The following is a 24,974-nucleotide window of genomic DNA, read 5'->3' as shown; positions in this document are numbered from 1 at the left end:
TTAGGGTCGCTATGGCGACATGACAAGCGAAGTTTCCATGGCACGGCCGCCTGATTTGGCCAGAAGCAGCCAGTCCCCCTCCAACGGATCGGCATCTACGGGCAGGTCTGAAAGCGGGATATCGATGACATAGTGTCCGTCCATCGATTGTCCCGCCGGTGCCTCGATGATGTAACCGTTGCTGTTCGCAAGGGTGATTTCGTTTTGGGCCGGTTCTCCGGGAAGCTTCAGAACAATCCGGATACCGTTTCCGGTCAGCACCGCGCCGTCGACACGAAAATCGTCCGAGGGTTGTTCGGGAAGCGTCGTGCGGGCTACCGCCATGATTGCCTTGTCGACAGGGGTTTCGGCAAATGATGCAGCTTCAGCCGGAATGTCGAAATGTGCCTGGAAGGGGATGCAGATATCCTTGCAGAGGCCAATGAAGGCCGTGACGCTCAAAGCCGGCAGAACACCGGGATCAGCCTTCAGCAGAAGTGGGAAGGTTACCGGGCCGTCATAGCCCATATCGGTCATCTCCGCGATCCTGAGCCGTTCAGGCACCGGGTATTCAATGGCCTGCAGATGCGCTTCTGCTGTACCGGAAATGGTAATCTGCGGCGGAATTCCGCTTTCACCCGGCTCGCGCCAATAAGTGATGAAGCCTTCTTCGGGCTCCACCTGAAGCGCTGCCAGGATGGTGCCATCGTCTGAAGGCGGGGTCACAATGACGCGCATGCGCCCGCCGGTGTCTTCAACCCACGGGGTGGCGGCTGCAAGGGCCTGTCCTGCGGTTGTGCAGGCCGTCGCCAGCACAAGGGCGGCGATGGATGTTTTTTTGTCCTTGGTTTCATGGCCAGACATTTAACCCAGACGCGTGCGCGCCGCTATGTAGTTCATGCCGTTTTCGGACAATTTGAATTGAACATTGCGTGACCTTGCCTCATGCCCGGGTAAGGCCTACGATCATTTTTTGTAAGCGGCGCAAACACTTTGCTGGAGGCCGACTTGTTTGAGAACCTGATAACGGAGCGTGAGCGCGGCCCATTCGATGGCCAGTTTCTGATCGCGATGCCACAACTTGCAGAAAGCGATTTTGAGCGCAGCGTGATCTATATCTGTGCCCATTCCGATGAGGGGGCGATGGGGTTCGTTATCAATCGTGCCCAGTCGGTCACCTTTCCCGAGGTGCTGGAGCAGCTCAAAATCGTGGATGAAGACCAGCCGGATTTCACCGCCCCGGAGATCGGCGGTTTTCCGGTCCTTTGCGGCGGGCCAGTCGAGCCTGGTCGTGGCTTTGTCCTGCATTCGGACGATTACGCCGGCGACGGAAGCATTCCTATCACCGATGATCTGTTTATGACGGGCACACTGGATGTGTTGCGTTCTGTTGCATCCGGCAACGGGCCGGGAAAAGCCACATTGTTGCTCGGTTATGCAGGGTGGGCACCGGGCCAGCTTGAGAGCGAGATCGCCAATAATGACTGGCTGACCTGTCCGGCGATCGAGGAATTGCTGTTCGATCGTGATCTCGACAGCAAGTATGAGCGCGCGCTCTTTTCCATGGGTGTTCGTCCATCATCGCTTTCTTCCAATGTCGGGCACGCCTGAAACAATTCCGCGCCATTTCCGTTTATAGGAAGCTGACGGTCTCCCATCGGGGCGGCCGCAATCGCGAGGCAGCCATGAAGATTTTCGAATGCGACCATTGCGGCCAGACTGTCTACTTCGACAATGAGGTCTGCGTTGCCTGTGGCCACCGGCTCGGGTTCGACCCGGATACTATCGCAATCTATGCTCTCAAGCCGACCGATCAGGTCAACTGGCACAAGGCTGACGATAGCGAGCGCACGTTCCGCTTCTGCGCCAACGCCAGTTTTGGCGTCTGCAACTGGCTCTTGCCGGAAGGTGGCGCGGAGGAGTTCTGTCCTTGCTGCCGGCACAACAATCTGATCCCTGACACCGGAACCGAAGCAGGGCTCAACCGGTTCCGCCGGATTGTGGCGGCCGAACGCCACCTCTTTTATTCGCTGCTGCGCTGGGGCGTCTATACACCGACACGGGCCGAAGACCCCCAAGGCGGCCTTGTCTTCGATTTCCTCGAAGACAAGGTTGATCAAAGCGGCTATCTCCAACCGGCAATGACTGGCCACGAGAACGGTGCGATATCGTTGAGGGTTGCGGAAGCCGATGATGTGACGCGCGAGATTGCGCGCAACCAGATGAACGAGCCGTATCGCACATTGCTGGGCCATTTCCGTCACGAAGTCGGTCATTATATCTGGGACCGGCTGGTGCGTGACGGTGGCCGGCTTGATACATTCCGGGCCGTTTTTGGCGATGAGCGAGAAGACTATCAGGCCGCGCTGCAGCGCCACTACGACAACGGACCACCCGCCGGCTGGCAGGAGAATTTTGTCAGCGCCTACGCATCGACCCACCCGTGGGAAGATTTCGCCGAAAGCTTTGCGCATGCACTCCATATTGTCGACACGCTGGAAACGGCGCGCGCGTTCGGGCTGAAGGTTGATGATGTCGAACCGGAGCCACTCGATGATCCCTATCAATGCGAAAGCGGCAAACGGCTTGCCGATTCCTGGGTGCCGCTGACGCTCGCGATCAACGCGATTCACAAATCCATGGGGCAAAAGGACTTCTACCCCTTTGTCCTGTCTTCGGCGATCATCACAAAGCTGGATTTCGTGTTCACGCTGCTGAACAGGCAGTCGGGCAGCAAATCTCCTGACAGGCACTGACGCGCGCTGCCTGCGGGATCAACTGGCGGTTGCCAGTCCTTCCCGCAGCAGGCGCAGAGCCACGGAGCCTGCCGCCGGCGCACCGTAAAGCGGCCCGCTGGTATAGGTGCAGCCGGCCTCGTCGAGCGCCTTTGCATCGGTCGCAGAGCTCACATCTGTCACGCCGACAGATGTTCCAAGGCGCGACGAAAGACCGACAAAGGCCTGAACGAGGTCGATCTGCACTTCCTGGTTATTCTTGAAGATCGCATTATCGACATAGGTCGCATCGAAGCGAAATCCCTTCAGCAGGGTCAGTGAACCATGGCCATTGCCGAAGCCGGACAGTGTCACGCCGGCACCAATCGTGCGCAGATATTGCAGCGCAAGCTTGGCCTGTTCCGGTGCCTTTTGCACGACATCTTCGGGGATCGAGAAGACGATCTGCCGTGGTGCGTTTTCCGACTGACGCACCAGGTTCTCCAGCTCGATCAGCGTGCTGGTGCGCAGCATGTCAGTCGAATTGAGTTCGATTGAGACGAATGGCCGAGCGTTGGGAAGGGTCTGCTGCCAGGCGGATAGATCTTCGAGTGCCTGCTTGGCGGTGTAAATCACCAACTCGGCCGAATGCCCGGATTCGCGGCTGATCTCGAAGATCTCGCCGGTCGAAATATCACCGCGCTGGGGATGTTTCCAGTTTAGAACACAAGAGAAACCGGCAACCTTGTGCCCTTCTGTGCGCATGATCGGCCGGTAAAGAACCGACATTTCCTTGCGATCGATTGCGCGCGCCAGATCGGCTTCCATCTGCTTGCGTTCGTCGTCCAGCATTCTCAGTGCCGGTCGATAGGTCTCAACGGCGTTGCCACCCATGCGTTTGGCGCGCAGCATTGCCAGCCTTGCATCCTCAAGCAAGGCTTCAGCGGACTCGGGGCTGTCGTGCCAGGAGGCGATGCCGATCGAGGAGGTCAGCGAGATATCGCGATGCTCAAAAGTGACCGGGACATCAATCGCGGCCACCAGTGCGTCGGCAAAGGCGGCGACGTCGTCGGGCTCCGTCTGTGATTGAAGAATGATGGCAAAGCTGTTTCCGGCGAGGCGTGTCAGCGTATCTTCCGGTTTCAACAGCCGCTGTATGCGGCGCGTCAATGCGATCAGTATATTGTCGCCGGCTGCAAAGCCGAGCGTTTCGTTGATATCGGTGAACCGGTCAATGTCAGCGACAATCAACGTCGGCCTCAGGTCTGATGTGGTTCTCGACATGGCGATCAGGCAATGCAGCCGATCGAGGAGAATCGCCTGGTTTGGCAGACCTGTCAGATTATCGGATACGGCGTCCTGCAGGAGCCGTTGCGTGCTGACTTTCTGGTCCGTCTGGTCTGTCAGCGTGCCGACACAACGGATTACCTCACCATCGGTGCTGAGCACCGGTCGGGCACGGATCAGCATCCAGTGATAATGGCCGTCATTGGCGCGGATGCGGAACTCCAGCTTCATGCGACCGCGGCGCCACTCCAGAAACAGGTCCAGTGTCGAGCGGAAGCGGTCCCTGTCTCCGGGATGCAAATATTGCAGCCATGTCCGGGCCGGGCCGTTGAGCGCGCCGGCTGCCAAACCAAGCTTTGGCGCGAAGTCAGGCTCCGTGACAATCCGGTCACGGCCGACATCCCAGTCCCATACGGTGGCCTCGGTTCCCAGGAACGCCAGGGCCTGGCGTTCGAGATCGGAAAACAGCCCGGGCTGATAGGCACCTCCTGCAAAGGAATGCTGGATGACCGTGAAGCCGAGCAAAAGCACAATAAGAACGAGTCCGCCAACAAGCGCGGGTTCCACAATGTCATTGTCGACCCGTCCCGAAACGGTCATCCAGGCGGCAAACAGCCATGCGAGGATCAGCGCCCAGGCCGGCATCAGCAGGATCGCGCGGTCGTAGCGGCGGAAGCTCAGATAGACAATCAGGACGACGCCGGCCAGAACCGTTGCCGCGAAAGACAGGCGGGATATGCCGGCGGCGGCCGATGGCTCGAACAGTGCCAAGCCGAAAAGCGTCATAAGCAGAACGCCCCAGGCGGCTGCGGCATAGCCGAGTTGGGTGTGCCAGCGCGCAAGATTAAGGTAGGTGAACAAAAAGACCACGAGGCTGAACGCGACGGCAACATCTGCACTGGCACGCCATATCCTGAGGTCGCCCGGCGACAGTGGAATGAGCTGGTTTAGAAAGCTGAAGTCGATCGCGACGTATAGCAGCACAGACCAGGCTAACATCGCGGTTGCCGGAAGCACGGATGTGCCCTTCACCACAAAAAGAATGCTCAGGAATACGGCGAGCAGACCGGCAATGCCAAGGACGACGCCATGATAGAGCGTGAAGGCATTCTCGGTGTCCTTGTAGGCTTCAGGTTGCCAGAGATAGATCTGCGGCAGTTCGGCCGAATTGAGCTCTGCGACGAATGTGATGACGGCGCCAGGGTTGAGCGTGATCGAAAACACGTCGGCGTCATCATTTTTTGCCTTTGTAAGCGCAAAGCCTTCGGAGGGGGTTATCGCCTCAATGCGTGAGGAGTCGAGATCAGGCCAGAACATGCCCGAGCCGGGCAGGCGAAAATGCGGCGCCACAATCATCCGCTCAAGCTGCTCGTCGGAAATGTTGGCAAGCGAGAAGACTGCCCAGTCGCCCGGATGTTCTTCACTGCTGGAGCGCACTTCGATCCTGCGACGGATGCCATTGGAATCCGGAACTGTCGAGATCTGCAGCACGCTGCCTTCATTGGGGTATAGCTCGACGTGATTCGTCAGATCGATTGCAACATCGCCACGCGAAACCTCGACCGGTTCAAGCGCCAGAGCCTGAACTGCCGTGCAAAGGAAAAATACTGCAAGCGCAAACCAGGCGAAAGCGTTTTCGGGGAACCGTCGGTACTCGGGGGACAATCGCATCTGTGGTCTTCAATTCCCTTTGGCGCCATGATCATCGTTCAGCAGGGCATAGAGGTGGTGATCGTGCCACTGGCCGTTGATGAGAAGATACTTCCGCAAATGCCCTTCCTTGCTGAAACCGGCCTTTTGCAGAAGAGAAGCGCTACGCTGGTTTGACGGGATACAGGCGGCCTCAATGCGGTGCAACCTCAACTCTTGAAAGATATATGGAATTACGATTCGAAGTGCGGCGAACATGTGGCCTTTGCCAGCAAAGGGTTCTCCCATCCAGTATCCAAGCATGCACGCCCGTGCGACGCCATAGCGAATCATGCCGATCGTGATGCCGCCGACAAGGGTGTTGCTCTTCTTCAGAAAGATGAACAGCTGGATGCTGCTGCCATTGTCGAACTCGTGGTTGATTCGGGCGATGCGTTGGCGAAATGCGCGCTCGGTCAGGTCGTCAGTGTTCCAGGTCGGCTCCCAGGGCTGCAGGAAGGTGCGGCTTCTGATCCGCAACTGCCGCCAACCGTGGAAATCCGATGCGCGCGGCAGGCGCAGCAGATAATCCCCTGACCGGAGTGCGAACGTGCGTCGCCTGAGTGTTTTAGGCGTGGGCAGAAAGGCGAACAACTGACAGTCCCCGCTCTACTGAGCCCTCAAACTCGGGAATGTGATCCAAACCGCGCTTGTGTTTCAGCATCACAATATCAAAGGCTCGCCTTCGCTGCCTTGTTCTCTACGAATGACAGACTTTCAACGATATCATCCAGAGGTGCGAGCTGCTCAATGGGGCCGACGGCAGACAGGGTTGGCGTGGCATCATAGAAGGCGCGGCCTGCAAGGTCTGTCAGCCTGCGTGGGGTGATGTTTTCGATCCGCATCATCATTTCCTCGTTGGGAATCGGACGTCCCCAGAGCATGACCTGACGCGCGATCTGTCCGGCGCGTGCGGAGGCGCTCTCCTGTCCCATGAGAAGCTGCGCACGGATCTGGGCACGGGCGCGCTCAATCTCGGTGGGATCGACGTTTTCGGCGGCACGGCGCAGTTCATTGATGATCACCGGCACCAACTCGGGCAGCTGGTCGCCGCCGGTCGCTGCATGAACGGCGAACACACCCGAGTCTGAAAAGCCCCAATGGAAAGCGTATACAGAGTAGCACAACCCGCGGATCTCGCGGACTTCCTGAAACAGCCTGGACGACATCCCTCCGCCCAGGATGTTGGCGAGAATCTGCGAGCAGTAGAAATCCTGAGCGTGATATGCCGGACCCTCGAAGCCGAGGATGACCTGAGCATCGGAGAGCGTCCGCATTTCCCGGGCCTCGCCACCAGTATAACTCGCGGCCTCCACGAGTGGCGGCGTTGCCGGCTTTTGCGGCAGTGAAGCGAACCGGTCGGCTACGAGACGCGCGAAGGTATCATGATCGACGGCCCCGGTCGCGACGATGTAAATCCGGTCGGTCGTGTAGTTGCGGGCGAGGTAGCCGCGGATATCGTCGGGCGTGAAGCCCATCACAGTTTCCGCTGTGCCGAGGATCGGCCGGCCAATCATCTGGTCGTGATAGGCAGCGCCTGCGAAATTGTCGAAAACCACGTCATCAGGGATGTCGCTGGCCGCGCCGATCTCCTGCAGGATGACGTTTTTCTCGCGTGCGAGTTCCTCTTCATCGAAGGCAGAACTTGTGAGGATATCGGCCAGAATATCAACGGCAAGCGGCAGATGATCCTTCAGAACTCGCGCGTAATAAGAGGTCGTTTCGGTCGAGGTGGCGGCATTGACCTCTCCGCCGACATTTTCGATCTCTTCCGCGATCTGACGCGCTGTCCGACGCTTGGTTCCCTTGAAGGCCATGTGTTCCAGAAGGTGTGCAATGCCATGCTCGTTCTGGAACTCATTGCGTGATCCCGACTTGATCCAGGTCCCGATCGCCACGCTCTCGATATGAGGCATGTTCTGGGTAACGACGGTCAGCCCGGAGGGAAGCCGGGTGTACTCTACTGTCATGCGATCCTGCTTCCTATCGTTGGCTTCCAGCGCTCAATCCGTTGCGAATAAATGCTTCCACCTTGTCGAGTTCAGGTGGAAGGACATTGAAACGCTCCTCCTTGTCCATCAGGTCAGCAAGCCATGGCGGAAGCGCCGGGTCAATACCGCTCGCTGATTTTACGGCGGCCGGGAATTTTGCCGGATGCGCCGTGGACAGGACGACCATCGGATTAGTCGACTGATGGGCGCGTGCCACCGACATCGCGACGGCAGTATGCGGGTCGATCAGCGCACCGGTTTCGGCAAGCGTATGCGCGATTTCTGCGGCGACGTCCTGCTGGTCGGTGCGACCGGCCGCAAACACGCATTGAATGCGTTTCAGCGTCGCCTCTTCGATATCGAAGGCTCCGGATTGTTTGAGCCCGGCCATGGCCCGGCGAATATAACCGGCATCGCGCCCGCTCGCCTCGAACAGAAGGCGTTCAAAATTTGAGGATATCTGAATGTCCATCGAGGGCGATGTCGTCGCCTCGACTCCGCGCATTTCGTAGCGACCGGTCTCAAGTGTGCGCGCGAGAATGTCGTTCTCATTGGTTGCGATGACCAACCGGCCGATTGGCAGGCCGATCTGCCGTGCCACATAACCGGCGAAGATATCGCCGAAATTGCCGGTTGGAACCGTGAAGTCGATCTCGCGGTCCGGGGCGCCGAGGGAAACGGCAGCGGTGAAATAGTAGACCACCTGGGCCATGATGCGTGCCCAGTTGATGGAATTGACACCGGAAAGCCTGACCTCGTCGCGAAAGCGCGCGTCGGCGAACATCGCCTTGACGAGGTTCTGGCAGTCGTCGAAATGCCCTTCGATGGCGATTGCGTGGACATTGGGTGCGCCGAGGGTCGTCATCTGCCGCTGCTGGACGGGCGATACCTTGCCGTGCGGGAACAGGATGAAAATGTCGGTGCGCGTGCTTGCCGCAAAGGCGTCGATCGCTGCTCCGCCGGTGTCACCCGATGTCGCGCCGACGATGGTGGCGCGCGTGCCGCGGGTCTTCAGCGCGTAATCCATCAACCGCGCCAGAAGCTGCATGGCGACATCCTTGAAGGCGAGTGTCGAGCCATGAAAAAGTTCAAGCGTGAAGCGGTTTGCGCCGCTCTGCACCAGCGGCGTTACAGCTTCGTGCCGGAACGTGGCATAGGCCTCGTCGATCATGACCTTCAGGCGATCGTCGGGGATTTCGCCGCCGATGAAAGGCTTGAGGATGGTAAAAGCGATCTGCTGATAGGACTTGCCGCGCAATGCCCGGATATCGTCTGCGGACATCCTCGGCCACTCGCGCGGAAGGTAGAGGCCGCCATCCGTTGCGAGGCCCGCGAGAAGTGCGTCGGAGAAACCGAGGGTCGGAGCATCGCCCCGCGTCGAAATATAGTCCACGCAAAGCCCCTTTGTGCTTGCCAGGTTCCGTAAAATGTCTAGCTTGTGGCACGCTTTGGCCTTTCCGGTTGTCGGAAAGGCTTCGGGTGTTGCTCGTGCCTGCGGGTCATGCCAGACAATCGAATTCTTGCGTTCGCGCTGATATAGAACAAAGCTGCGGGGCTTGAAAAGCCCTGGAGAGAGGAAAGGAATACTTGCCGTGTCATTTAGCACAACCTGCCGCCTGGCCGCTGTTCTGGCTTTTGCCGGGCTTGCGGCCTGTACTACGGGTTCGCCGGAGGCACCTGTCGTACCGGCCCAGCCGGTAACCCCGGGTGTCAATCTGACGGCGCTGTCGCGCATCTGCCCGCAGGTGCTGCTGGACGACGACCAGACTTACAAGCGGATTTATTCGCCGGCCGGTTCGGATTCGGCTGAAAATCTCGCCTATCAGGTCTCGCTGTCCGACTATTCACGCAGTTGCACCGTATCGGCAACCAGCGAACAGCTGTTGCTGCAGGTTGTCGTTGCCGGTCGCCTCGTCGGTGGCCCGAAGGCCCGGCCGGGTGTTTACAAGGTTCCTGTGCGCGTGGAGATCGTGGACGGCGATGTCGCCCTTTATGACCAGGTGACCATCAAGGAAGTCGAGCTGCCCGCAGACGGGGTCTCGACCCAGTTTCTGTTCCGCGCCGATGGGCTGCCCGTTCCGGCCACAGCCGGTTCAAACACGCGCGTCAGGGTCGGTATCGACAGGTGATTGCTGAGGCCGGCCGCTGCCGGCCCTTCCATCTGTGGCCCGCCTATACGGAGTCTGACCACTCCAGAAGGGCCGTTGCGACCGCCGGAAGGTCCTCCATCCGGTGGATGACCGTTTCGGCGCCGGCCTCGGTCAATTGATCGGCATGGGTCGGGGTCGAATGTGATGCGCCGGTAAAGCCTACAACCCGCATGCCGGCCGCCGTGGCACCGGTGACGCCGTGGACCGAATCCTCGATAACCAGAGTGTTTTCCGGCCGGGCCCCCATCTTTTCGGCACCATGGAGAAACACGTCAGGTTTCGGTTTGGCCCGATCGGGTCCGAGGCTTTCGGCGGAGAATATTTTCGGTTCGAAAACGTCGATGAGGCCGACCTTGGTCAGCATCATTTTGATACGTTCTTCCGTGGAGTTGGAGCAGATACAGCGCGGTTCGGAAAGCTGGGCTACGGCTTCCCGCACGCCGGCAATCGGCTGCAGTTCGCGCTTCAGGCGGCTCTCCAGAATCGTATGGTGCTGCTCGATCAGGGTCGACTGAAGAGGGATTTCGGCTTCGTTTTCGACGGCAAGCAGGATGTCGCGCCATGTCATGCCGGAAAACCGCTCGCCGATTTCGCCGGCGGTGATGGGATAACCCGCCTCGGTCAGAAGTTTCGATTCCACCTGCGCGGCAAGAATTTCCGAATCGACCAGAACGCCGTCGCAGTCGAAAATGATGAGGTCAAAGCGGCTCATGTCTAGATCCTGTTGGTCATTTAAATCTCGGGATGCGGCACAATAGCACGCTGCAGATAGTATGGATCCGCGCCCAGATCAATTTCATGAATGATCGCCGCGCGCCCGTCTGGCCAGAAAACCTTCGACGAGGGTTTGCAGCGAAGCGCTGAAAAGCGGCATGCCGCCCGTGCGCCATCCAAGCGCGTTGAGCCGGCCAGTCGCCATCGCATTGACCGTGTCATGGTCGGCGCGCGCCGGAAGTGCATGGGGCGAGACAAGTGCGGCCTTCAGCGGCGCAAGAATGGTGTGGTTGTCGACTACAATATCCGTCACGTGAAGCGCCTTGCCGGAAACCTTGGGGATCGGCGCGCGGATAACGGCCAGTACCGCTCCAGCAAGGTCGCGCCCGTTGAGTTCGCTGCCTGCTCTCGGTTCGATCGTCTCGCCCGCGACATAGCGGTTAAACAGGGTCTCCCACTTATTGGGGTAGAGGTCCCCGTAAATTCCCGTGGCGCGCAGGCTGACGGTCACGAAACCGGGTTCAGCCAAGGCGGCAAGTGCCATTTCGGTTTCGAGCTTGGCTTTGCCGTAAAGGCTTGCCGGGTTGGGTTCCAGGGCCTCCGGCAGGGGCGTTCCGGAAGGATAGCCGTCAAACACCGCACGGCTTGACAGGAAGACGCAGTGTTTGACACCGGCTTTCCGGGCGGCCTCAAATAGAGCAATGCTGCCATCAACATTCCGTTTCAGAAAACCGTCCGGGTCGTCACCCTCGCCGCCGCGATACCGACCGGGCAGGTGGGAAAAGGCCGCATGGAGGAAGACATTGATACCGGCGAACAGGTCACTTGAAACCTGTTCGGTCGCCAGATCGAGCGGTTTGTAGCCGACCGCAGGCGGAAACATCCCGTCTGGCGGCGGATTGCGACCGGCGACCGTGACCCTGTGGCCCGCCGCAAGACACTCCTCCACGATATAGCGGCCGGCGAGACCCGTGCCGCCGCTGACGAGAACATGTTTCATGCCGGTTTTTTCGGGTTCTCGAGCGTTGTGATATCCGGGATCTGGTCGCCGTCGAAATAGGCCCACCAGAGATCGATCAGCGGTTTCAGCGCCTCCGCCTTGGGATGTTCGTCTTCCCACGGCTTTTCATACTGGTAATGCAGAATGCCGATATCGGACCAGTTCCACAGTTCCGGCAGATTGAACCAGACATATTGCAGCATGTTCATGAACACAGGAAGGCCGTGCCAGTCGGGAAAGAAATCCTGCAGAAAGGTCTGGTCGGTCCGCCGCCAGAAGGCCTCCGGGGCATCAAGTGTCTCCAGCATGGCATCGAAGGTGGCCATGTCAGGGCGGGCGACGAATACGCCGGAATTCAGCCGGTGAAAGTCGGCGAGGCTCTCGTACACATTGGGAGCTGCGGAAAATTCCGGATAAAAGAACAGCTTGTCGATATTCTTCAGCACGATCGCGTCGGCATCGATGAATACGGCCGCGTGGTATTCCACAAGCTGCCAGAGCCGCAGTTTGCAGAAATTGTCGAGTGGGGTGTGGAAGTCCGGCTTGCGGCCCTTGGTGAAGGGCGCATTGTCGTGGACTTCGCGCCGGGCATGGCGAGCGTTGAAGGCATCTGAAAGCGGCAGATGATCGACCCCGATCATACGACAGCCGATATCCTCAAGCTGTTTCAGGCTTTCTTCAGGCGTGCCGCCGGTATGAAGCACGACGACGTCTGCCGGCGTGCCGCTCAGGAAGATCGAACGCGCAAGCGCAAGCGCGCCCATGGCGTAATCGGCATTGGTGACCAGTGTGACGAAGGCAAACGGAGCCTTGGCGTCCGCGCTGCGGCGGACGCCTTCATGTGAGGGGTCTGGCATCAATTACGAAACCGACTTCAGCGAGTTGCCTTCGGGATCGCGATTGATCTTCGTGGCAATGTCCTTGGTCCAGGCGGAAACGGCCGGCACGCGTTTGCGATCAACGCGATAGGCGTATTTCTTGCCGATATCGACGATCTCTCCCAGAAGGCCTTCCTTCAGTGTCGTCGGGTTGAGGCCGAGCGACAGGAACTTGTCGTTCTTGACGATCAGGTCGTTTTCCGGCGCTTCCTTGCGCGGATTGGGCAGCCAGGCGATCTCGGTGCCGGTCATGTCCGAGATCATCTTGGCCAGATCGCGGACCCTGTGGGTTTCGGTCATCTGGTTGAAAATTTCCACACGGGCGTTCTTCTCCGGCGGGTTGTTGAGCGCAAGCTCGATGCAGCGCACCGAATCCTGAATGTGGATGAAGGCGCGGGTCTGGCCGCCGACACCGTGGACGGTCAGCGGATAGCCGATCGCCGCCTGAATCAGGAAACGGTTCAGCACCGTGCCGTAATCGCCGTCATAGTCGAAGCGGTTGATCAGCTGTTCGTGGCGCTTGGTCTGCTCGGTGTGGGTGCCCCAGACAATGCCCTGATGCAGGTCGGTGATCCGAAGGCCGTCATTCTTGGCATAGAAGGCGAACAGCAGCTGATCCAGACACTTGGTCATGTGGTAGATCGAACCGGGGTTCGAAGGATAGAGGATTTCCTGGCTGACCTTCTCGCCCGTGGTCGCTTCGATATCGACCGGCAGGTAACCTTCCGGGATTGCCGCACCCACGGTAGAGTAACCGTAGACGCCCATCGTGCCGAGATGGATGACGTGGGCGTCAAGGCCGATCTCGACCAGCGCGTTCAGCAGGTTGTGCGTCGCGCTCACATTGTTGTCGACCGTGTAGTTCTTGTGGCGGTCGGATTTCATCGAGTAGGGAGCCGCGCGCTGTTCGGCGAAATGAATGATGGCGTCCGGTTTTTCATCGGCCAGCCACTGTTTCAGGATTTCGTAGTCCTTGGCGAGGTCGATGAGATGGAAGTGGATCCGGCGACCGGTTTCCGCGTGCCAGATGCGTGTGCGCTCCTGAATGGAGTCCATCGGGGTTAGCGACTGAACACCGAGCTCGGTGTCGATCCAGCGCCGCGACAGGTTGTCGACGATATGGATTTCGTGTCCGGCATCTGACAGATGCAGCGACGTTGGCCATCCGATGAACCCGTCTCCGCCCATAACCGCAATTTTCATGGAGCCACTCCGATCCGTTTTATCATGCAGTGAAATTCGGTGCTAACCGATAGCAGTATGACATAAATGCAATGTTTTTTTACGCAATCTCTGCGAATGCCGCCCAGAGATCTTTCCAGTCTTGCTTTCGTCATTGCGAAGCCATCTTGCACTGGACTAGGACAAGACGCAAAACGACGAGACGAGGTTTGAGATGACAGACAAAAGTGGCGGAAATGTACCGGATTTGAGCGGCAGGCTTGAAGGCGGTGAACATTGTCTGCACCAGCGGGTCTATTATGAGGATACCGATTTTTCAGGCATCGTCTATCACGCACGCTACCTGCATTTTCTTGAGCGCGGACGGACAGACTATCTGCGCTGCCACGGTGTCGAGCAGCACACGCTGCATACGATTGATGAGGAGGGGCTCGCCTTCGCGGTTCACCACATGGATCTGAAATTTGTCCGTTCGGCGCATATGGATGACATCCTCGAAATCCGGACTCGGACGATAAAAGCGACCGGTGCGCGTATGGTGTTGGAACAGTCGATTGCCGCTGGTGGCGTGCTTTTGACCACAGCGACCGTCACCGTGGTTGTGATCAACAGGCATGGCCGCGCCCGGCGCATGCCGGATGACTTGGCCCGGACATTGCTTGAGGCAAAGGGCGCGTAGGCCTGCTGGTCTGCCGCCGGGCTTGATAAAACATGAGTATTATGTGAAGGAATTTGGCCACCGCGCTGCGGGGTGTGTGATTGTGGCTTGCTGCCATGGTTTTCAGGGGCTTTCGGTCCGCCGGTAACCGGGTGTTAACCATAATCATGTTTGATGTGATATGCGGGATTTCAGGCCGGTTTGCCTAGGTTTCACCACGTTTCTATACGAGATGGAGCTAATATGCGTGCTTCTGCCAATCTCCTCGTCATCTGAATTCTGTCTCGCAGGCGGCTCTAACTGTACCCGCCCGGTCAACCGGGCCCATATATTCAAGGACTTACGTCACATGGAACAGCTTGGGTTGGAAGCAGCACACGCCGATGTCGGCCTGCTGGCGCTTTTCTTGCAGGCCGGCATGATCGTCAAACTGGTCATGATTGGTCTGATCGCCGCCTCGGTCTGGACGTGGGCGATTGTGATCGAGAAGATCATCGCCTACAACAAGGAACGCCGCGCCTATAACCAGTTCGAGGATGCCTTCTGGTCGGGCACCTCGCTGGAGAAACTCTATTCGAATCTTTCGGATCGCAAGACCTCCGGCATGTCCGCGGTTTTTGTCGCCGCCATGCGCGAGTGGAAAAAATCATTCGAGCGCGGCGCGCGCGCGCCGGTCGGTCTGCAGATGCGCGTTGAAAAGGCGATGGATGTCGCCATTCAGCGCGAATCTGAGAAGCTTGAAGCCCGCCTCGGCTTTCTGGCCAGCACCGGTTCGGCCGCGCCCTTTATCGGCCTGTTCGGCACGGTGGTCGGCATCATGACCTCGTTCCAGGCGATTGCCGGTTCGAAATCGACCAACCTTGCTGTTGTCGCTCCCGGCATCGCCGAAGCGCTGCTGGCAACCGCCATCGGCCTGGTGGCGGCCATTCCCGCCGTTGTTGCCTACAACAAGTTCGCCGCCGACAGCGGCAAGCTTGTCGGTCGCATGGAAGGTTTTGCCGACGAGTTTGCCGCGATCCTGTCGCGTCAGATCGACGAGAAGCTCCAGTCGCGCCCGGCTGCGGAATAAGCGGAAGGGAGATTGCGATATGGGAATGTCCACGGGAACAGGGGCAGCAGGCGGCAGTCGCCGCGGACGCAGGCGTGCCCGCCGCGGCCCCGTCAGCGAAATCAATGTGACGCCGCTTGTCGATGTCATGCTGGTGCTGTTGATCATCTTCATGGTTGCCGCACCCATGATGACCGTCGGTGTTCCGATCGACCTGCCGGAGACCCAGGCGCAGGCGATGAATTCCGATACACAGCCGATTACCGTTTCGGTGAACCCCGAAGGCCAGATATTCCTGCAGGAAACGGAGATCGGGATTGACGAGATCGTACCGAAGCTCGAGGCGATTGCCACTACGGGCTACAGCGAACGCATCTATGTGCGCGGCGATGCCAACGCCGATTACGGCACGGTAATGCGGGTGATGGCGCGGATTTCAGCAGCGGGTTTCAAGAATATCGGGCTGGTCACCCTGCAGGAACAGGATAGCTGATCTTTCGCCATGACGCGCAGCATCGCCATTTCTTTTGTTCTGCACTGTCTGGTCATCGGCTGGGCAGTGTTTCTGCTTGGCTCGCCGCCTTCGATGGAAGTGGCTGATGTCGATGCCCTGCCGGTGACGCTGATCCCGATTGAGGATATCACGCAGGTGCAGCAGGGCGATGAGGATGCCGAACTTGCCGAAATCGCCGCGCCGTTGCCGACGCGGCGGCAAGATCGGGTGGACGATGCGCAAAATATCGGTGAAAACGAGATTGATCTGAACACCGCGCCTGATGCGGCTCCAGACGAGATCGAGCAGGAGCAGGCTGTGCTGCCCACGCCCTCGGCTGATGAGACCCCGCCCCAGCCGCAGGAAGATGCCGCCGAAGCACCGCCGCCCATGCCAGCGCCGGCCGAACGGCCGGAGCCCGCACCCGAACCCACACCGGCCCCTGAGCCGACGCCCGAGCCTGAAGCGGTCGAAACGCCCGAGCCCGCCCCGGTGCCGGAACCGGAGGAAGCCCTTCCGCCCGAGCCCGCACCCGAAGCGCCTGCGGAACCCGAACTCGCGTTTCCGGAGCAGGCACCACTGCCGACCCGTAGGCCGCAGCAGCCGGCATTGCGTGAGACCCGCACGGCGCAAGCACCGCGCACCGACAGCCAGACAACGGCCTCGACAGAGCAGGACGACTTCAATGTCGATGACATTGCGGCACTTTTGAACCGGACCGAAGCAACCGGGGGCGGCGCACAGCGTAGCGAAACGCCGGCGGCGCTTGGTACCCAGCGTTCGTCGCCAGGCGCGCAGCTCTCGCAGAGCGAGCTTGACGCACTGCGCGGGCAGATCCAGCGCAACTGGTCGATCCTCGCCGGGCTTGACGGTGCGGAGGGTGTTCGCATACGCATACAGATGAAGCTTGATCCATCCGGTGCGATTGTCGGTACGCCCGAGGTGACGGCAACCGGTGGAAGTGAGAGCGCACGGCGTATTCTGGCCGGAGGCGCACGCCGTGCCGTGCTGAAATCTTCCCCTTTCGTCCAACTTCCGCCCGAAAAATATGACGCCTGGAGCGAAGTTATCGTGAACTTTGATCCGAGCCAGATGCTCTGAAGACTAACCGGAGGACTGCGGAGCGCTCCGCATCAGACCGTCGCAATCAACGCTGAAAGGCCTGACCTGTCATGCTCAAACGCTGTCTTGTATTTCTCTCTGTCGCCTGGGCCGGCCTCGGCCTTATCTTCGTGGCACCGGCCAATGCGCTGGTTGAGATCGATATTTCGCGCGGCAATGTTCAACCGCTGCCGATCGCGATTACGGATTTCATATCGGATGACGGTCTGGGTGCGGATATTTCGGGGGTGATTGCCGCTGACCTTCAGCGTTCCGGCCTGTTCAAGGCGGTGGATCGCTCCGCTTTCATTCAGCAGATCAACGACCCGGACCAGACCCCGCGGTTTCAGGACTGGCAGTTGATCAACGCCGAGGCTCTGGTCGTCGGCCGTGTCACCCGCGAGGCGGATGGCCGGCTGCGCTCCGAGTTCCGGCTCTGGGATACCTATGCCGGCCAGCAGATCATTGGTCAGCAATTCTACACCCAGCCTGACAACTGGCGCCGTGTCGCCCATATCATTGCTGACTCTATCTATCAGGCACTGACGGGCGAACAGGGCTATTTCGACAGCCGCATCGTCTTCGTATCGGAAAGCGGACCGAAGACCGACCGCAAGCGCCAGCTCGCGATCATGGACCAGGATGGCTACAATGTCCGGATGCTGACCAACGGTGATTATATGGTGCTGACGCCACGCTTCTCGCCGAACCGGCAGGAAGTCACCTACATGTCCTATGAAAACGATCAGCCGCGCGTCTATCTTCTGCAATTGGAGACCGGTCAGCGCGAAGTTGTCGGCAATTTCCCGGGCATGACCTTTGCGCCGCGGTTTTCACCCGATGGTCAGCGCATCGTCATGAGCCTGCAGCAGGATGGCAATGCCAATATTTACACAATGGACCTCAGAACCCGCGCGACAACACGGCTGACCAGCACCAATGCAATCGACACATCGCCGTCCTATTCGCCGGACGGTAACCGGATTGTGTTCGAAAGCGATCGCGGCGGACGCCAGCAGCTTTATGTCATGAATGCGGACGGCTCGAACCAGCAGCGAATCTCGTTTGGCGATGGCAGCTATTCGACACCGGTATGGTCTCCGCGTGGTGATCTGATCGCTTTCACCAAGCAATCCGGGGGTAAATTCTCGATCGGGGTGATGAAACCGGACGGTAGCGGCGAGCGAGATCCTGACCACGGGCTTCCACAATGAAGGGCCAACATGGGCGCCGAACGGCCGTGTTTTGATGTTCTTCCGCCAGAATGCCGGTGAGGGAGGCCCGCACCTTTATTCCATCGACCTGACGGGTTATAACGAGCAACGCGTTTCGACACCCGATTTCGCGTCGGACCCGGCCTGGTCGCCGCTTCTTGAATAGCGGCGCGGGTGGATTTAGTACCCGCTTCATCGTTCGTTAACGACCTTTGTTCAGGGGGTATTAACGGCGATTTGGTAGGTGATTGGGAAAGGTCGATCGGCCCGCTTTCAGCGGTGCGCAGCCGGTCGGACTGCAATTTGTATTAGCGTATTCGATCCGATTTCCCTGTGTCGGGCATTTTATTGGAACGCTTGAAGGAGAGCGGTAATGAGCCGAGCTATGCTTGGAATTGAAGGCCTTTCCAGAAAGAAGGCGATGAGATCCGCTGCTGTGGCGCTGTGCGCGGTCCTGGCGCTGGGCCTTGCAGGCTGCGCATCCAAGCAGGATAACCTGCCGGGCAGCGGCCAGGGCATGGCGGGTGCCAATGCAGGCGTCGCTTCTGCGGGCAGCGTGCAGGATTTCGATCTCAATGTCGGCGATACGGTCTATTTCGAGACGGATTCTGCCGCGATCACCCCGATTGCTGCCCAGACGCTCGACAAGCAGGCCCAGTGGCTGCAGCGCTACACCAACTATTCGATCCGCATTGACGGCCATGCCGACGAGCGCGGCACGCGCGAATATAACCTTGCGCTCGGTGCACGCCGCGCCACGGCAACCAAAAACTATCTCGTGTCACGGGGCATTCCGGCAAACCGGCTCTCGACCATTTCCTATGGCAAGGAACGGCCTGTCGCCGTCTGCGACAACATTTCCTGCTGGTCTCAGAACCGCCGCACTGTCACGGTGCTGCGTGGCGCCGGAAGCTGATCCGGCTATATCGATCGAGAAAAAACCGGCTTCGTGCCGGTTTTTTTGTGCCTGCAGTGCAACAAACTGCGTTTTGATCTAAATATGGCCTGAAACAGCGTGTCCGAGGAGAGACAAGTCTGTTTTATAGGGTTCAGGGACAGTTTTTTTGGGAAAAGGATTATGAAAAAAGCATTTCTATGTCTGCTGGCGGGCTCTGCCTTTTTGGGCTTGCAGACAAATGCGGGTGCGGCCGGCTTTTCGGTTTTCCCGGCAAAGAGTGGAGTTTCGCCGCAAACCGTGCAGGTGCAGGCAAGCGATCCTGCCATGCGAGATCATGCAGCTTGAGGAGCAGATCAGGAGTCTCAACGGCCAGGTTGAGGATTTGAGCTTCCAGATGCTGCAGATGGAAGAGCGAATTCGCAAATTGCAGGAGGATATGGAATTCCGCCTGCAGGATCTCGAAAGCGGCATGTCGGCACCTTCTGCGCCTGCGTCTTCTGACAACGGGCTCGACAATGAGGCTGCATCGATCGACAACCCGCCGCCGATGCCAGACAGCGCAATGAACGATGCGACAATGCCCGGCGACCTGCCCGGGGCCGCCGGGAGCGGCAGCAATGATGCCGCCTTTTACAATGTAGCCTACAATCTCATTCTCTCGGGTGATTATCAGCAGGCCGAAGATGCGTTCGGCGAGTTTGTGCTGAGCTATCCCAACAGCCCGCTGATTCCCGATGCGAGCTTCTGGCTCGGCGAATCGATGCTGGCCCAGCAAAAATACAATGAAGCAGCGAAGACCTTCCTGAATGCCTACAAGGCTTACGGCACATCCGACAAGGCGCCGGAAATGCTGCTGAAGCTTGGTCAGTCTCTGGCTGGCATGGGCAATAGCGATGCTGCCTGCGCCACCTTCTCTGAAGTTCCGGTGCGCTATCCCGATGCCGCACAGGCTGTTCTGACAAAGGCAAGCGCGGAACTTTCGGCCAACGGATGCTGACGCAGGCGCATGTGCCTTTTGCCGATGCTTTGCCCGCCAGCACCCCTCTTCGTGCGGCACATGAATTTCTCCTTACCTTGAAAAAGGGCTGTCATGTTCTCGTTGCCGTCTCCGGTGGCGGTGATTCGATCGGTCTTCTTGCTGCGCTCGATGTGGCGAGATTGGTCTCGGGCAGAAGCGATGTCCGGCTGTCGGCTGTGACCGTCAATCACGGGCTTCGTGCCGAAGCGGCCGACGAAGCAGCATGGGTTTCAGGCGGGTGCGCCCTGCGCGGAATTGCCCATGAAACGGTGCTTTGGGATGCGCCCAAGCCGCTTTCGGGACTGATGGCTGCAGCGCGCCATGCCCGCTATCGGCTGTTATGCGGTGAAGCAGAGCGCTGCGGGGCTGATGTTATCGCCGTGGCCCACACGCTGGACGACCAGGCCGAGACCTTTGCCATGCGGCGCGCACGCAGCGCGTCGGCGCTGGCAACGGGAATGGCGGAGAAGACCCTGATCGAAGGCCGTATGTGGGTCGTGCGGCCTTTTCTGCAGGTCGGCCGCGGCGCGATCCGCCGCTTTCTTCAGGCGCACGGGCTGTCATGGATTGATGACCCCAGCAATGACGACACACATTTTGAACGTGTGCGCACACGCCAGGCCATTGGCGCAGCTGTTGAAAAACTGGCTGTCCAGGCCGGGACTGCCGCACGGGAGCGCGCAGCGGTTTCCCGCAAGGCGGCAGACCTTTTTAGCGCCGCGGCCACGATCCATGTCGGCGGCGTTGCCCGGCTTGATGGTAAACGGCTTCTCGAAGATCCGGCTCCGGCGCGCTATCTGCTCAATCTTCTGATCCCCGCGATTGGCGGCCTGGCCTATGGTCCGGGCCGCTCTGTACTTGAGCGCGTTATGGTGGTCTGTGCGGCCCCGCATGGAACCCGCATGACAGCCGGGCGCTGCCTTTTTGAAAATAACCGCGGACAAGTTTTTGTGCTGCGCGAAGGTCGCGAATTGCCGCACATCGAGATAGGGCCGGGGGCGTGGGCGGTCTGGGACGGGCGCTTTCGTATCGAAAACCAAACGCAGGCTGAGCTTCATGTCGCTCCGGCGGGTCTCGAAATTGGAAGTGAAGGCGATTATGCGAACGTGCCACCGCGTCTGGCACGACTGGCGACCGCCACTCGTCCAGCGATGATGCCTGATGCCGCGGCGCAAGGCACTCTTTCAGAGGTCTATCTGGCACCTTTCGACCGGTTTCTGTCCGGCTTCGACCTGGAACCCGCCAGCACCATGGCGGTTGCTTTCGGTCATACCGCCTATCGCTCACCGGCCGAGGCCTATTTGCGTTGAGAAAGTGAATCTTGGAACCTGCTTGTCTTGGCAAGACATGGTGCGGACCCTATGTTAGGCGTAATTCAGTGGCATCCTATGTGCCGGAAATTTGATTTCGGGGAGTTTAATGAACCCAAACCTACGCAATATTGCGCTGTGGGCCATAATCGCGCTGCTGCTGGTCGCGCTTTTCAGCATGTTCCAGTCGACGCCCTCGCAGAATGCTGCGAACCAGGTGCCTTACTCGCAATTCGTGAATGATGTCGATTCCGGCCGGGTCAAGGAAGTGACCATTACCGGGAACAACATCACTGGCAGCTATTCCGGTGGCGCCAGCACGACCTTCCACACCTATGCGCCGGTCATTGATGACTCCTTGCTGAACAAGCTTGAGACAAACAAAGTCGACGTCACCGCCAAACCGGTGAATGACGGCTCCGGCGGTATCCTGAGCTATGTTGGCACGCTTCTGCCCATGCTGCTGATCCTCGGTGTCTGGCTGTTCTTCATGCGCCAGATGCAAGGTGGCTCTCGCGGTGCGATGGGGTTCGGCAAGTCCAAGGCAAAGCTTCTCACGGAAGCCCATGGACGGGTGACCTTTGACGATGTCGCCGGTGTTGATGAAGCCAAGCAGGACCTTGAGGAAATCGTTGAATTCCTGCGTGACCCGCAGAAATTCCAGCGCCTTGGCGGCCGTATTCCGCGCGGCGTGCTGCTGGTCGGACCGCCCGGGACCGGTAAGACGCTTCTGGCGCGTTCGGTTGCCGGCGAAGCCAATGTGCCGTTCTTCACGATTTCCGGTTCCGACTTCGTTGAAATGTTTGTCGGTGTCGGTGCATCGCGTGTACGCGACATGTTCGAACAGGCCAAGAAAAACGCACCCTGCATCATCTTTATTGACGAAATCGATGCGGTGGGCCGTCATCGCGGTGCCGGTCTCGGTGGTGGCAACGACGAACGTGAGCAGACGCTGAACCAGCTTCTGGTCGAGATGGACGGTTTCGAGGCCAATGAGGGTGTTATTCTGATTGCCGCAACCAACCGTCCGGACGTTCTCGACCCCGCGCTCTTGCGCCCCGGTCGTTTCGACCGGCAGGTCGTGGTGCCGAATCCGGATATTGTTGGTCGCGAGCGTATCCTGAAGGTGCATGCCCGCAACACGCCTCTGGCGCCGAATGTCGACCTCAAGGTGGTTGCCCGCGGCACGCCGGGCTTTTCCGGTGCTGATCTGATGAACCTGGTGAACGAAGCGGCGCTGATGGCGGCACGACGCAACAAGCGTCTGGTCACCATGGCCGAGTTCGAGGATGCCAAGGACAAGATCATGATGGGCGCCGAACGGCGTTCCTCTGCCATGACCGAGGCTGAGAAAAAACTCACGGCCTATCACGAGGCCGGTCACGCCATGGTCGCGATAAAGGTGCCGGTGGCCGACCCCGTCCACAAGGCGACGATCATTCCGCGCGGACGTGCTCTTGGCATGGTGATGCAGCTGCCCGAGGGCGACCGCTACTCCATGAGCTACAAGTGGATGATCTCGCGGCTTGCGATCATGATGGGCGGACGTGTTGCCGAAGAACTGACCTTTGGTAAGGACAACATCACCTCCGGCGCGTCCTCCGATATCGAGCAGGCGACCAAGCTTGCCCGGGCGATGGTGACGCAATGGGGCTTTTCCGATGAGCTCGGTCAGGTTTCCTACGGCGAGAATCAGCAGGAGGTCTTCCTCGGCCATTCTGTTTCGCAGAGCAAGAATGTCTCCGAATCGACCGCACAGAAAATCGACTCGGAAGTGCGCCGCCTGATCGATGAAGCTTATATAGAGGCGACGCGTATCCTGAAGGAAAACCACGACGGCTTTGTCGCGGTTGCCGAAGGACTTCTCGAATACGAGACGCTGTCTGGTGATGAAATCAAGTCCATCCTGAAGGGCGAGAAACCCTCCCGTGATCTTGGCGATGACACTCCGCCTTCGCGCGGCTCAGCAGTCCCCTCCATGGGCCCCAAGAAGGATGCGCCATCGGGTAAGCCTTCCGACAGTAAGGAAGGCGACGGTTTCGAGCCGCAGCCCAACTGAGAAACAAAAAACCGCCGGCAGCCCCGGCGGTTTTTTTGTGCCTTTTGCGGCGCGATCAGTGCATCCGTTTCCAGCGTTGTCGGTAAACGTCACGGTAACGTCGTGTTAGCGTTGTTGACGTTATTTTAAGTGTCTTGGAGCGGTTTTTCTGCCATGAGGTCGCGTTAACAGCCCGGCAGAGATATGACCGTCGCCCCAGGGCGGCGCAGATGAGGAACGACATGGCACGCAAGTATTTCGGAACCGACGGTATCCGCGGACAATCCAACACTTTCCCGATGACACCCGACCTTGCCATGCGCGTTGGCATCGCGGTGGGCACGATTTTCCGCCGCAACGATCATGGTCGCCGCGTGGTGATCGGCAAGGATACGCGGCTTTCCGGCTACATGCTGGAAAATGCGCTGGTCGCCGGTTTCACCGCCGCCGGCCTCAATGTCTATCTCCTGGGCCCGATTCCGACGCCGGCTGTCGCCATGCTGACCCGTTCGCTCCGGGCCGATGTCGGGGTGATGATTTCTGCCTCCCATAACCCCTATGCCGACAACGGCATCAAGCTTTTCGGTCCTGACGGATACAAGATGTCGGACGAGATCGAGGCGCGGATCGAGGCGCTAGTGGATCGCGAGAACTATTATCCTCAACTGGCCCGCTCCAGCGAGATTGGGCGCGCCAGCCGCGTTGAGGGCGACATCTACCGCTATATTGAATTCGTCAAACGCACGCTTCCGCGCGATGTGACGCTGCATGGCCTGCGTGTCGTGGTCGATTGTGCCAATGGCGCAGCCTACAAGGCGGCCCCGACAGCGCTGTGGGAACTCGGCGCTGACGTGGTTACGATCGGGGCGGAGCCGGACGGCCTCAACATCAACAAGGAATGCGGATCGACCTATCCGAAGACGCTGCAGGCCAAGGTCCACGAAGTCCGCGCCGATATCGGTATTGCACTCGATGGCGACGCCGATCGGCTGATCGTTGTCGACGAGAAGGGAAATATCATCGATGGCGACCAGCTGATGGCGGTGATCGTCGGCAATATGGCCGAGGACGGTGAGCTCAAGGGCAACGGCCTTGTGGCCACGGTCATGTCGAATCTCGGTCTTGAGCGTCATCTCAATAGCAAGGGGCTGGATCTTGTCCGCACCAAGGTCGGCGACCGCTACGTCGTTGAGCATATGCGCAAGCACGGTCACAATGTTGGCGGCGAACAATCCGGGCATATCGTGCTTTCCGATTTTGGCACGACCGGCGATGGGTTGGTCGCCGCCCTGCAGATCCTCGCCGCCGTTAAACGCGCGGGAAAGCCGGTCAGCGAAGTGTGCCGCAAGTTTGAACCGGTTCCTCAGCTCTTGCGCAATGTCCGCATTCAGGCGGGCGCAGCCCCGCTGGAGGACGGCAACGTCAAAAAGGCGATCACCGAGGCTGAGGCGGAACTGAAGGGCAGGGGACGGTTGGTTATACGGCCCTCCGGCACCGAGCCGCTGATCCGGGTGATGGCGGAAGGCGACGATCCCGCGCAGGTCGAGCGTGTCGTCTCTGGCCTCATTGACGTGATCGCGAATGTGCGCCACGCTGCATGAGCTGTTTTCAA

Annotated in this window: 21 protein-coding genes and 1 pseudogene; 13 read left to right on the top strand and 9 right to left on the bottom strand. The window is 59.1% G+C overall.

Annotation, left to right across the window (positions count from 1 at the left end; genetic code table 11):
- Positions 1 to 9 precede the first annotated feature (9 nt).
- Positions 10 to 843 carry a protein-disulfide reductase DsbD domain-containing protein gene (locus tag AC0L7L_RS10445; RefSeq protein WP_473508891.1) on the bottom strand — a complete coding sequence of 278 codons (834 nt, stop codon included), beginning with the start codon at positions 841 to 843 and terminating at the stop codon, positions 10 to 12.
- Between the two features lie 144 nt (positions 844 to 987).
- Between AC0L7L_RS10445 and AC0L7L_RS10440 the strand changes: the two genes are divergently transcribed.
- Together AC0L7L_RS10440 and AC0L7L_RS10435 are read left to right on the top strand one after the other, a co-directional pair.
- On the top strand, positions 988 to 1,590 hold the full coding sequence (locus AC0L7L_RS10440; protein ID WP_272211841.1) for a YqgE/AlgH family protein: 603 nt from the start codon (positions 988 to 990) through the stop codon (positions 1,588 to 1,590).
- Between the two features lie 74 nt (positions 1,591 to 1,664).
- On the top strand, positions 1,665 to 2,735 hold the full coding sequence (locus AC0L7L_RS10435; RefSeq protein WP_272211840.1) for a zinc-binding metallopeptidase family protein: 1,071 nt from the start codon (positions 1,665 to 1,667) through the stop codon (positions 2,733 to 2,735).
- 18 nt (positions 2,736 to 2,753) lie between these two features.
- Here the strand turns inward: AC0L7L_RS10435 and AC0L7L_RS10430 are convergent, their stop codons facing one another.
- From AC0L7L_RS10430 to thrC, 4 genes are all read right to left on the bottom strand, one after another.
- A complete protein-coding gene (locus AC0L7L_RS10430; protein ID WP_473508888.1) occupies positions 2,754 to 5,651 on the bottom strand; it encodes an EAL domain-containing protein in 2,898 nt (965 codons plus the stop codon).
- Between the two features lie 9 nt (positions 5,652 to 5,660).
- Entirely contained in the window at positions 5,661 to 6,263 is a 603-nt protein-coding gene (locus AC0L7L_RS10425) for a GNAT family N-acetyltransferase (protein WP_272211839.1), read from the bottom strand.
- A gap of 77 nt (positions 6,264 to 6,340) precedes the next feature.
- Positions 6,341 to 7,639 carry a M16 family metallopeptidase gene (locus AC0L7L_RS10420; protein WP_473508885.1) on the bottom strand — a complete coding sequence of 433 codons (1,299 nt, stop codon included), beginning with the start codon at positions 7,637 to 7,639 and terminating at the stop codon, positions 6,341 to 6,343.
- Between the two features lie 13 nt (positions 7,640 to 7,652).
- Positions 7,653 to 9,053 (bottom strand): threonine synthase, encoded by a 1,401-nt coding sequence (thrC, locus tag AC0L7L_RS10415; protein ID WP_473508883.1) that lies wholly within the window; start codon positions 9,051 to 9,053, stop codon positions 7,653 to 7,655.
- Positions 9,054 to 9,252: 199 nt separating this feature from the next.
- On the opposite strand from thrC, the gene AC0L7L_RS10410 reads away from it, so the two are divergent.
- Positions 9,253 to 9,789 (top strand): hypothetical protein, encoded by a 537-nt coding sequence (locus AC0L7L_RS10410; RefSeq protein ID WP_272211838.1) that lies wholly within the window; start codon positions 9,253 to 9,255, stop codon positions 9,787 to 9,789.
- 43 nt (positions 9,790 to 9,832) lie between these two features.
- On the opposite strand, the gene AC0L7L_RS10405 is transcribed toward AC0L7L_RS10410, so the two are convergent.
- The 4 genes from AC0L7L_RS10405 to AC0L7L_RS10390 form a co-directional block, all read right to left on the bottom strand.
- Positions 9,833 to 10,522 carry an HAD family hydrolase gene (locus tag AC0L7L_RS10405; RefSeq protein ID WP_473508879.1) on the bottom strand — a complete coding sequence of 230 codons (690 nt, stop codon included), beginning with the start codon at positions 10,520 to 10,522 and terminating at the stop codon, positions 9,833 to 9,835.
- An 84-nt stretch (positions 10,523 to 10,606) separates the two neighbouring features.
- A complete protein-coding gene (locus AC0L7L_RS10400; RefSeq protein ID WP_272211835.1) occupies positions 10,607 to 11,524 on the bottom strand; it encodes an NAD-dependent epimerase/dehydratase family protein in 918 nt (305 codons plus the stop codon).
- On the bottom strand, positions 11,521 to 12,381 hold the full coding sequence (locus tag AC0L7L_RS10395) for a glycosyltransferase (protein WP_473508875.1): 861 nt from the start codon (positions 12,379 to 12,381) through the stop codon (positions 11,521 to 11,523). Before AC0L7L_RS10395 ends, AC0L7L_RS10400 begins: the two co-directional genes overlap by 4 nt.
- 3 nt (positions 12,382 to 12,384) lie before the next feature.
- On the bottom strand, positions 12,385 to 13,605 hold the full coding sequence (locus AC0L7L_RS10390; protein WP_473508873.1) for an NAD-dependent epimerase/dehydratase family protein: 1,221 nt from the start codon (positions 13,603 to 13,605) through the stop codon (positions 12,385 to 12,387).
- Between the two features lie 193 nt (positions 13,606 to 13,798).
- Between AC0L7L_RS10390 and ybgC the strand changes: the two genes are divergently transcribed.
- The 10 genes and pseudogenes from ybgC (at position 13,799) to glmM (ending at position 24,963) form a co-directional block, all read left to right on the top strand.
- Positions 13,799 to 14,263, top strand: coding sequence for a tol-pal system-associated acyl-CoA thioesterase (ybgC, locus tag AC0L7L_RS10385; RefSeq protein WP_272211831.1), 465 nt, complete (start codon positions 13,799 to 13,801; stop codon positions 14,261 to 14,263).
- Positions 14,264 to 14,591: 328 nt separating this feature from the next.
- Positions 14,592 to 15,311 (top strand): protein TolQ, encoded by a 720-nt coding sequence (tolQ, locus tag AC0L7L_RS10380; protein WP_473508871.1) that lies wholly within the window; start codon positions 14,592 to 14,594, stop codon positions 15,309 to 15,311.
- A gap of 19 nt (positions 15,312 to 15,330) precedes the next feature.
- Positions 15,331 to 15,783, top strand: coding sequence for a protein TolR (gene tolR / locus AC0L7L_RS10375; RefSeq protein ID WP_272211829.1), 453 nt, complete (start codon positions 15,331 to 15,333; stop codon positions 15,781 to 15,783).
- A gap of 9 nt (positions 15,784 to 15,792) precedes the next feature.
- On the top strand, positions 15,793 to 16,884 hold the full coding sequence (locus AC0L7L_RS10370) for a hypothetical protein (RefSeq protein WP_473508869.1): 1,092 nt from the start codon (positions 15,793 to 15,795) through the stop codon (positions 16,882 to 16,884).
- A 71-nt stretch (positions 16,885 to 16,955) separates the two neighbouring features.
- Positions 16,956 to 18,264 (top strand): annotated as a pseudogene (gene tolB, locus AC0L7L_RS10365) (Tol-Pal system beta propeller repeat protein TolB).
- Positions 18,265 to 18,471: 207 nt separating this feature from the next.
- Positions 18,472 to 19,014: a peptidoglycan-associated lipoprotein Pal gene (pal, locus tag AC0L7L_RS10360; RefSeq protein ID WP_272211823.1), complete on the top strand. Its 543-nt coding sequence runs from the start codon at positions 18,472 to 18,474 to the stop codon at positions 19,012 to 19,014.
- A 316-nt stretch (positions 19,015 to 19,330) separates the two neighbouring features.
- On the top strand, positions 19,331 to 19,993 hold the full coding sequence (gene ybgF / locus AC0L7L_RS10355; RefSeq protein WP_473508866.1) for a tol-pal system protein YbgF: 663 nt from the start codon (positions 19,331 to 19,333) through the stop codon (positions 19,991 to 19,993).
- A gap of 77 nt (positions 19,994 to 20,070) precedes the next feature.
- On the top strand, positions 20,071 to 21,324 hold the full coding sequence (gene tilS / locus AC0L7L_RS10350) for a tRNA lysidine(34) synthetase TilS (RefSeq protein ID WP_473508864.1): 1,254 nt from the start codon (positions 20,071 to 20,073) through the stop codon (positions 21,322 to 21,324).
- A 109-nt stretch (positions 21,325 to 21,433) separates the two neighbouring features.
- A complete protein-coding gene (gene ftsH / locus AC0L7L_RS10345; RefSeq protein WP_473508862.1) occupies positions 21,434 to 23,383 on the top strand; it encodes an ATP-dependent zinc metalloprotease FtsH in 1,950 nt (649 codons plus the stop codon).
- Positions 23,384 to 23,604: 221 nt separating this feature from the next.
- Positions 23,605 to 24,963: a phosphoglucosamine mutase gene (gene glmM / locus AC0L7L_RS10340; protein ID WP_473513879.1), complete on the top strand. Its 1,359-nt coding sequence runs from the start codon at positions 23,605 to 23,607 to the stop codon at positions 24,961 to 24,963.
- The last annotated feature ends 11 nt before the right edge of the window (positions 24,964 to 24,974 follow it).

This window comes from Martelella sp. K41-7 (assembly GCF_055808365.1).
The sequence above is the reverse complement of the archived record's forward strand: the minus strand, read 5'-3'. Positions and strand labels throughout refer to the sequence as shown.

Bases quoted from the DNA above. Each gene is read 5' to 3' on its own strand.
- AC0L7L_RS10445 (WP_473508891.1), bottom strand. From the start codon at position 843: ATGTCTGGCCATGAAACCAAGGACAAAAAAACATCCATCGCCGCCCTT.
- AC0L7L_RS10435 (WP_272211840.1), top strand. From the start codon at position 1,665: ATGAAGATTTTCGAATGCGACCATTGCGGCCAGACTGTCTACTTCGAC.
- AC0L7L_RS10430 (WP_473508888.1), bottom strand. From the start codon at position 5,651: ATGCGATTGTCCCCCGAGTACCGACGGTTCCCCGAAAACGCTTTCGCC.
- AC0L7L_RS10420 (WP_473508885.1), bottom strand. From the start codon at position 7,639: ATGACAGTAGAGTACACCCGGCTTCCCTCCGGGCTGACCGTCGTTACC.
- AC0L7L_RS10405 (WP_473508879.1), bottom strand. From the start codon at position 10,522: ATGAGCCGCTTTGACCTCATCATTTTCGACTGCGACGGCGTTCTGGTC.
- AC0L7L_RS10400 (WP_272211835.1), bottom strand. From the start codon at position 11,524: ATGAAACATGTTCTCGTCAGCGGCGGCACGGGTCTCGCCGGCCGCTAT.
- AC0L7L_RS10395 (WP_473508875.1), bottom strand. From the start codon at position 12,381: ATGCCAGACCCCTCACATGAAGGCGTCCGCCGCAGCGCGGACGCCAAG.
- AC0L7L_RS10390 (WP_473508873.1), bottom strand. From the start codon at position 13,605: ATGAAAATTGCGGTTATGGGCGGAGACGGGTTCATCGGATGGCCAACG.
- ybgC (WP_272211831.1), top strand. From the start codon at position 13,799: ATGACAGACAAAAGTGGCGGAAATGTACCGGATTTGAGCGGCAGGCTT.
- tolQ (WP_473508871.1), top strand. From the start codon at position 14,592: ATGGAACAGCTTGGGTTGGAAGCAGCACACGCCGATGTCGGCCTGCTG.
- tolR (WP_272211829.1), top strand. From the start codon at position 15,331: ATGGGAATGTCCACGGGAACAGGGGCAGCAGGCGGCAGTCGCCGCGGA.
- AC0L7L_RS10370 (WP_473508869.1), top strand. From the start codon at position 15,793: ATGACGCGCAGCATCGCCATTTCTTTTGTTCTGCACTGTCTGGTCATC.
- pal (WP_272211823.1), top strand. From the start codon at position 18,472: ATGAGCCGAGCTATGCTTGGAATTGAAGGCCTTTCCAGAAAGAAGGCG.
- ybgF (WP_473508866.1), top strand. From the start codon at position 19,331: ATGCAGCTTGAGGAGCAGATCAGGAGTCTCAACGGCCAGGTTGAGGAT.
- ftsH (WP_473508862.1), top strand. From the start codon at position 21,434: ATGAACCCAAACCTACGCAATATTGCGCTGTGGGCCATAATCGCGCTG.
- glmM (WP_473513879.1), top strand. From the start codon at position 23,605: ATGGCACGCAAGTATTTCGGAACCGACGGTATCCGCGGACAATCCAAC.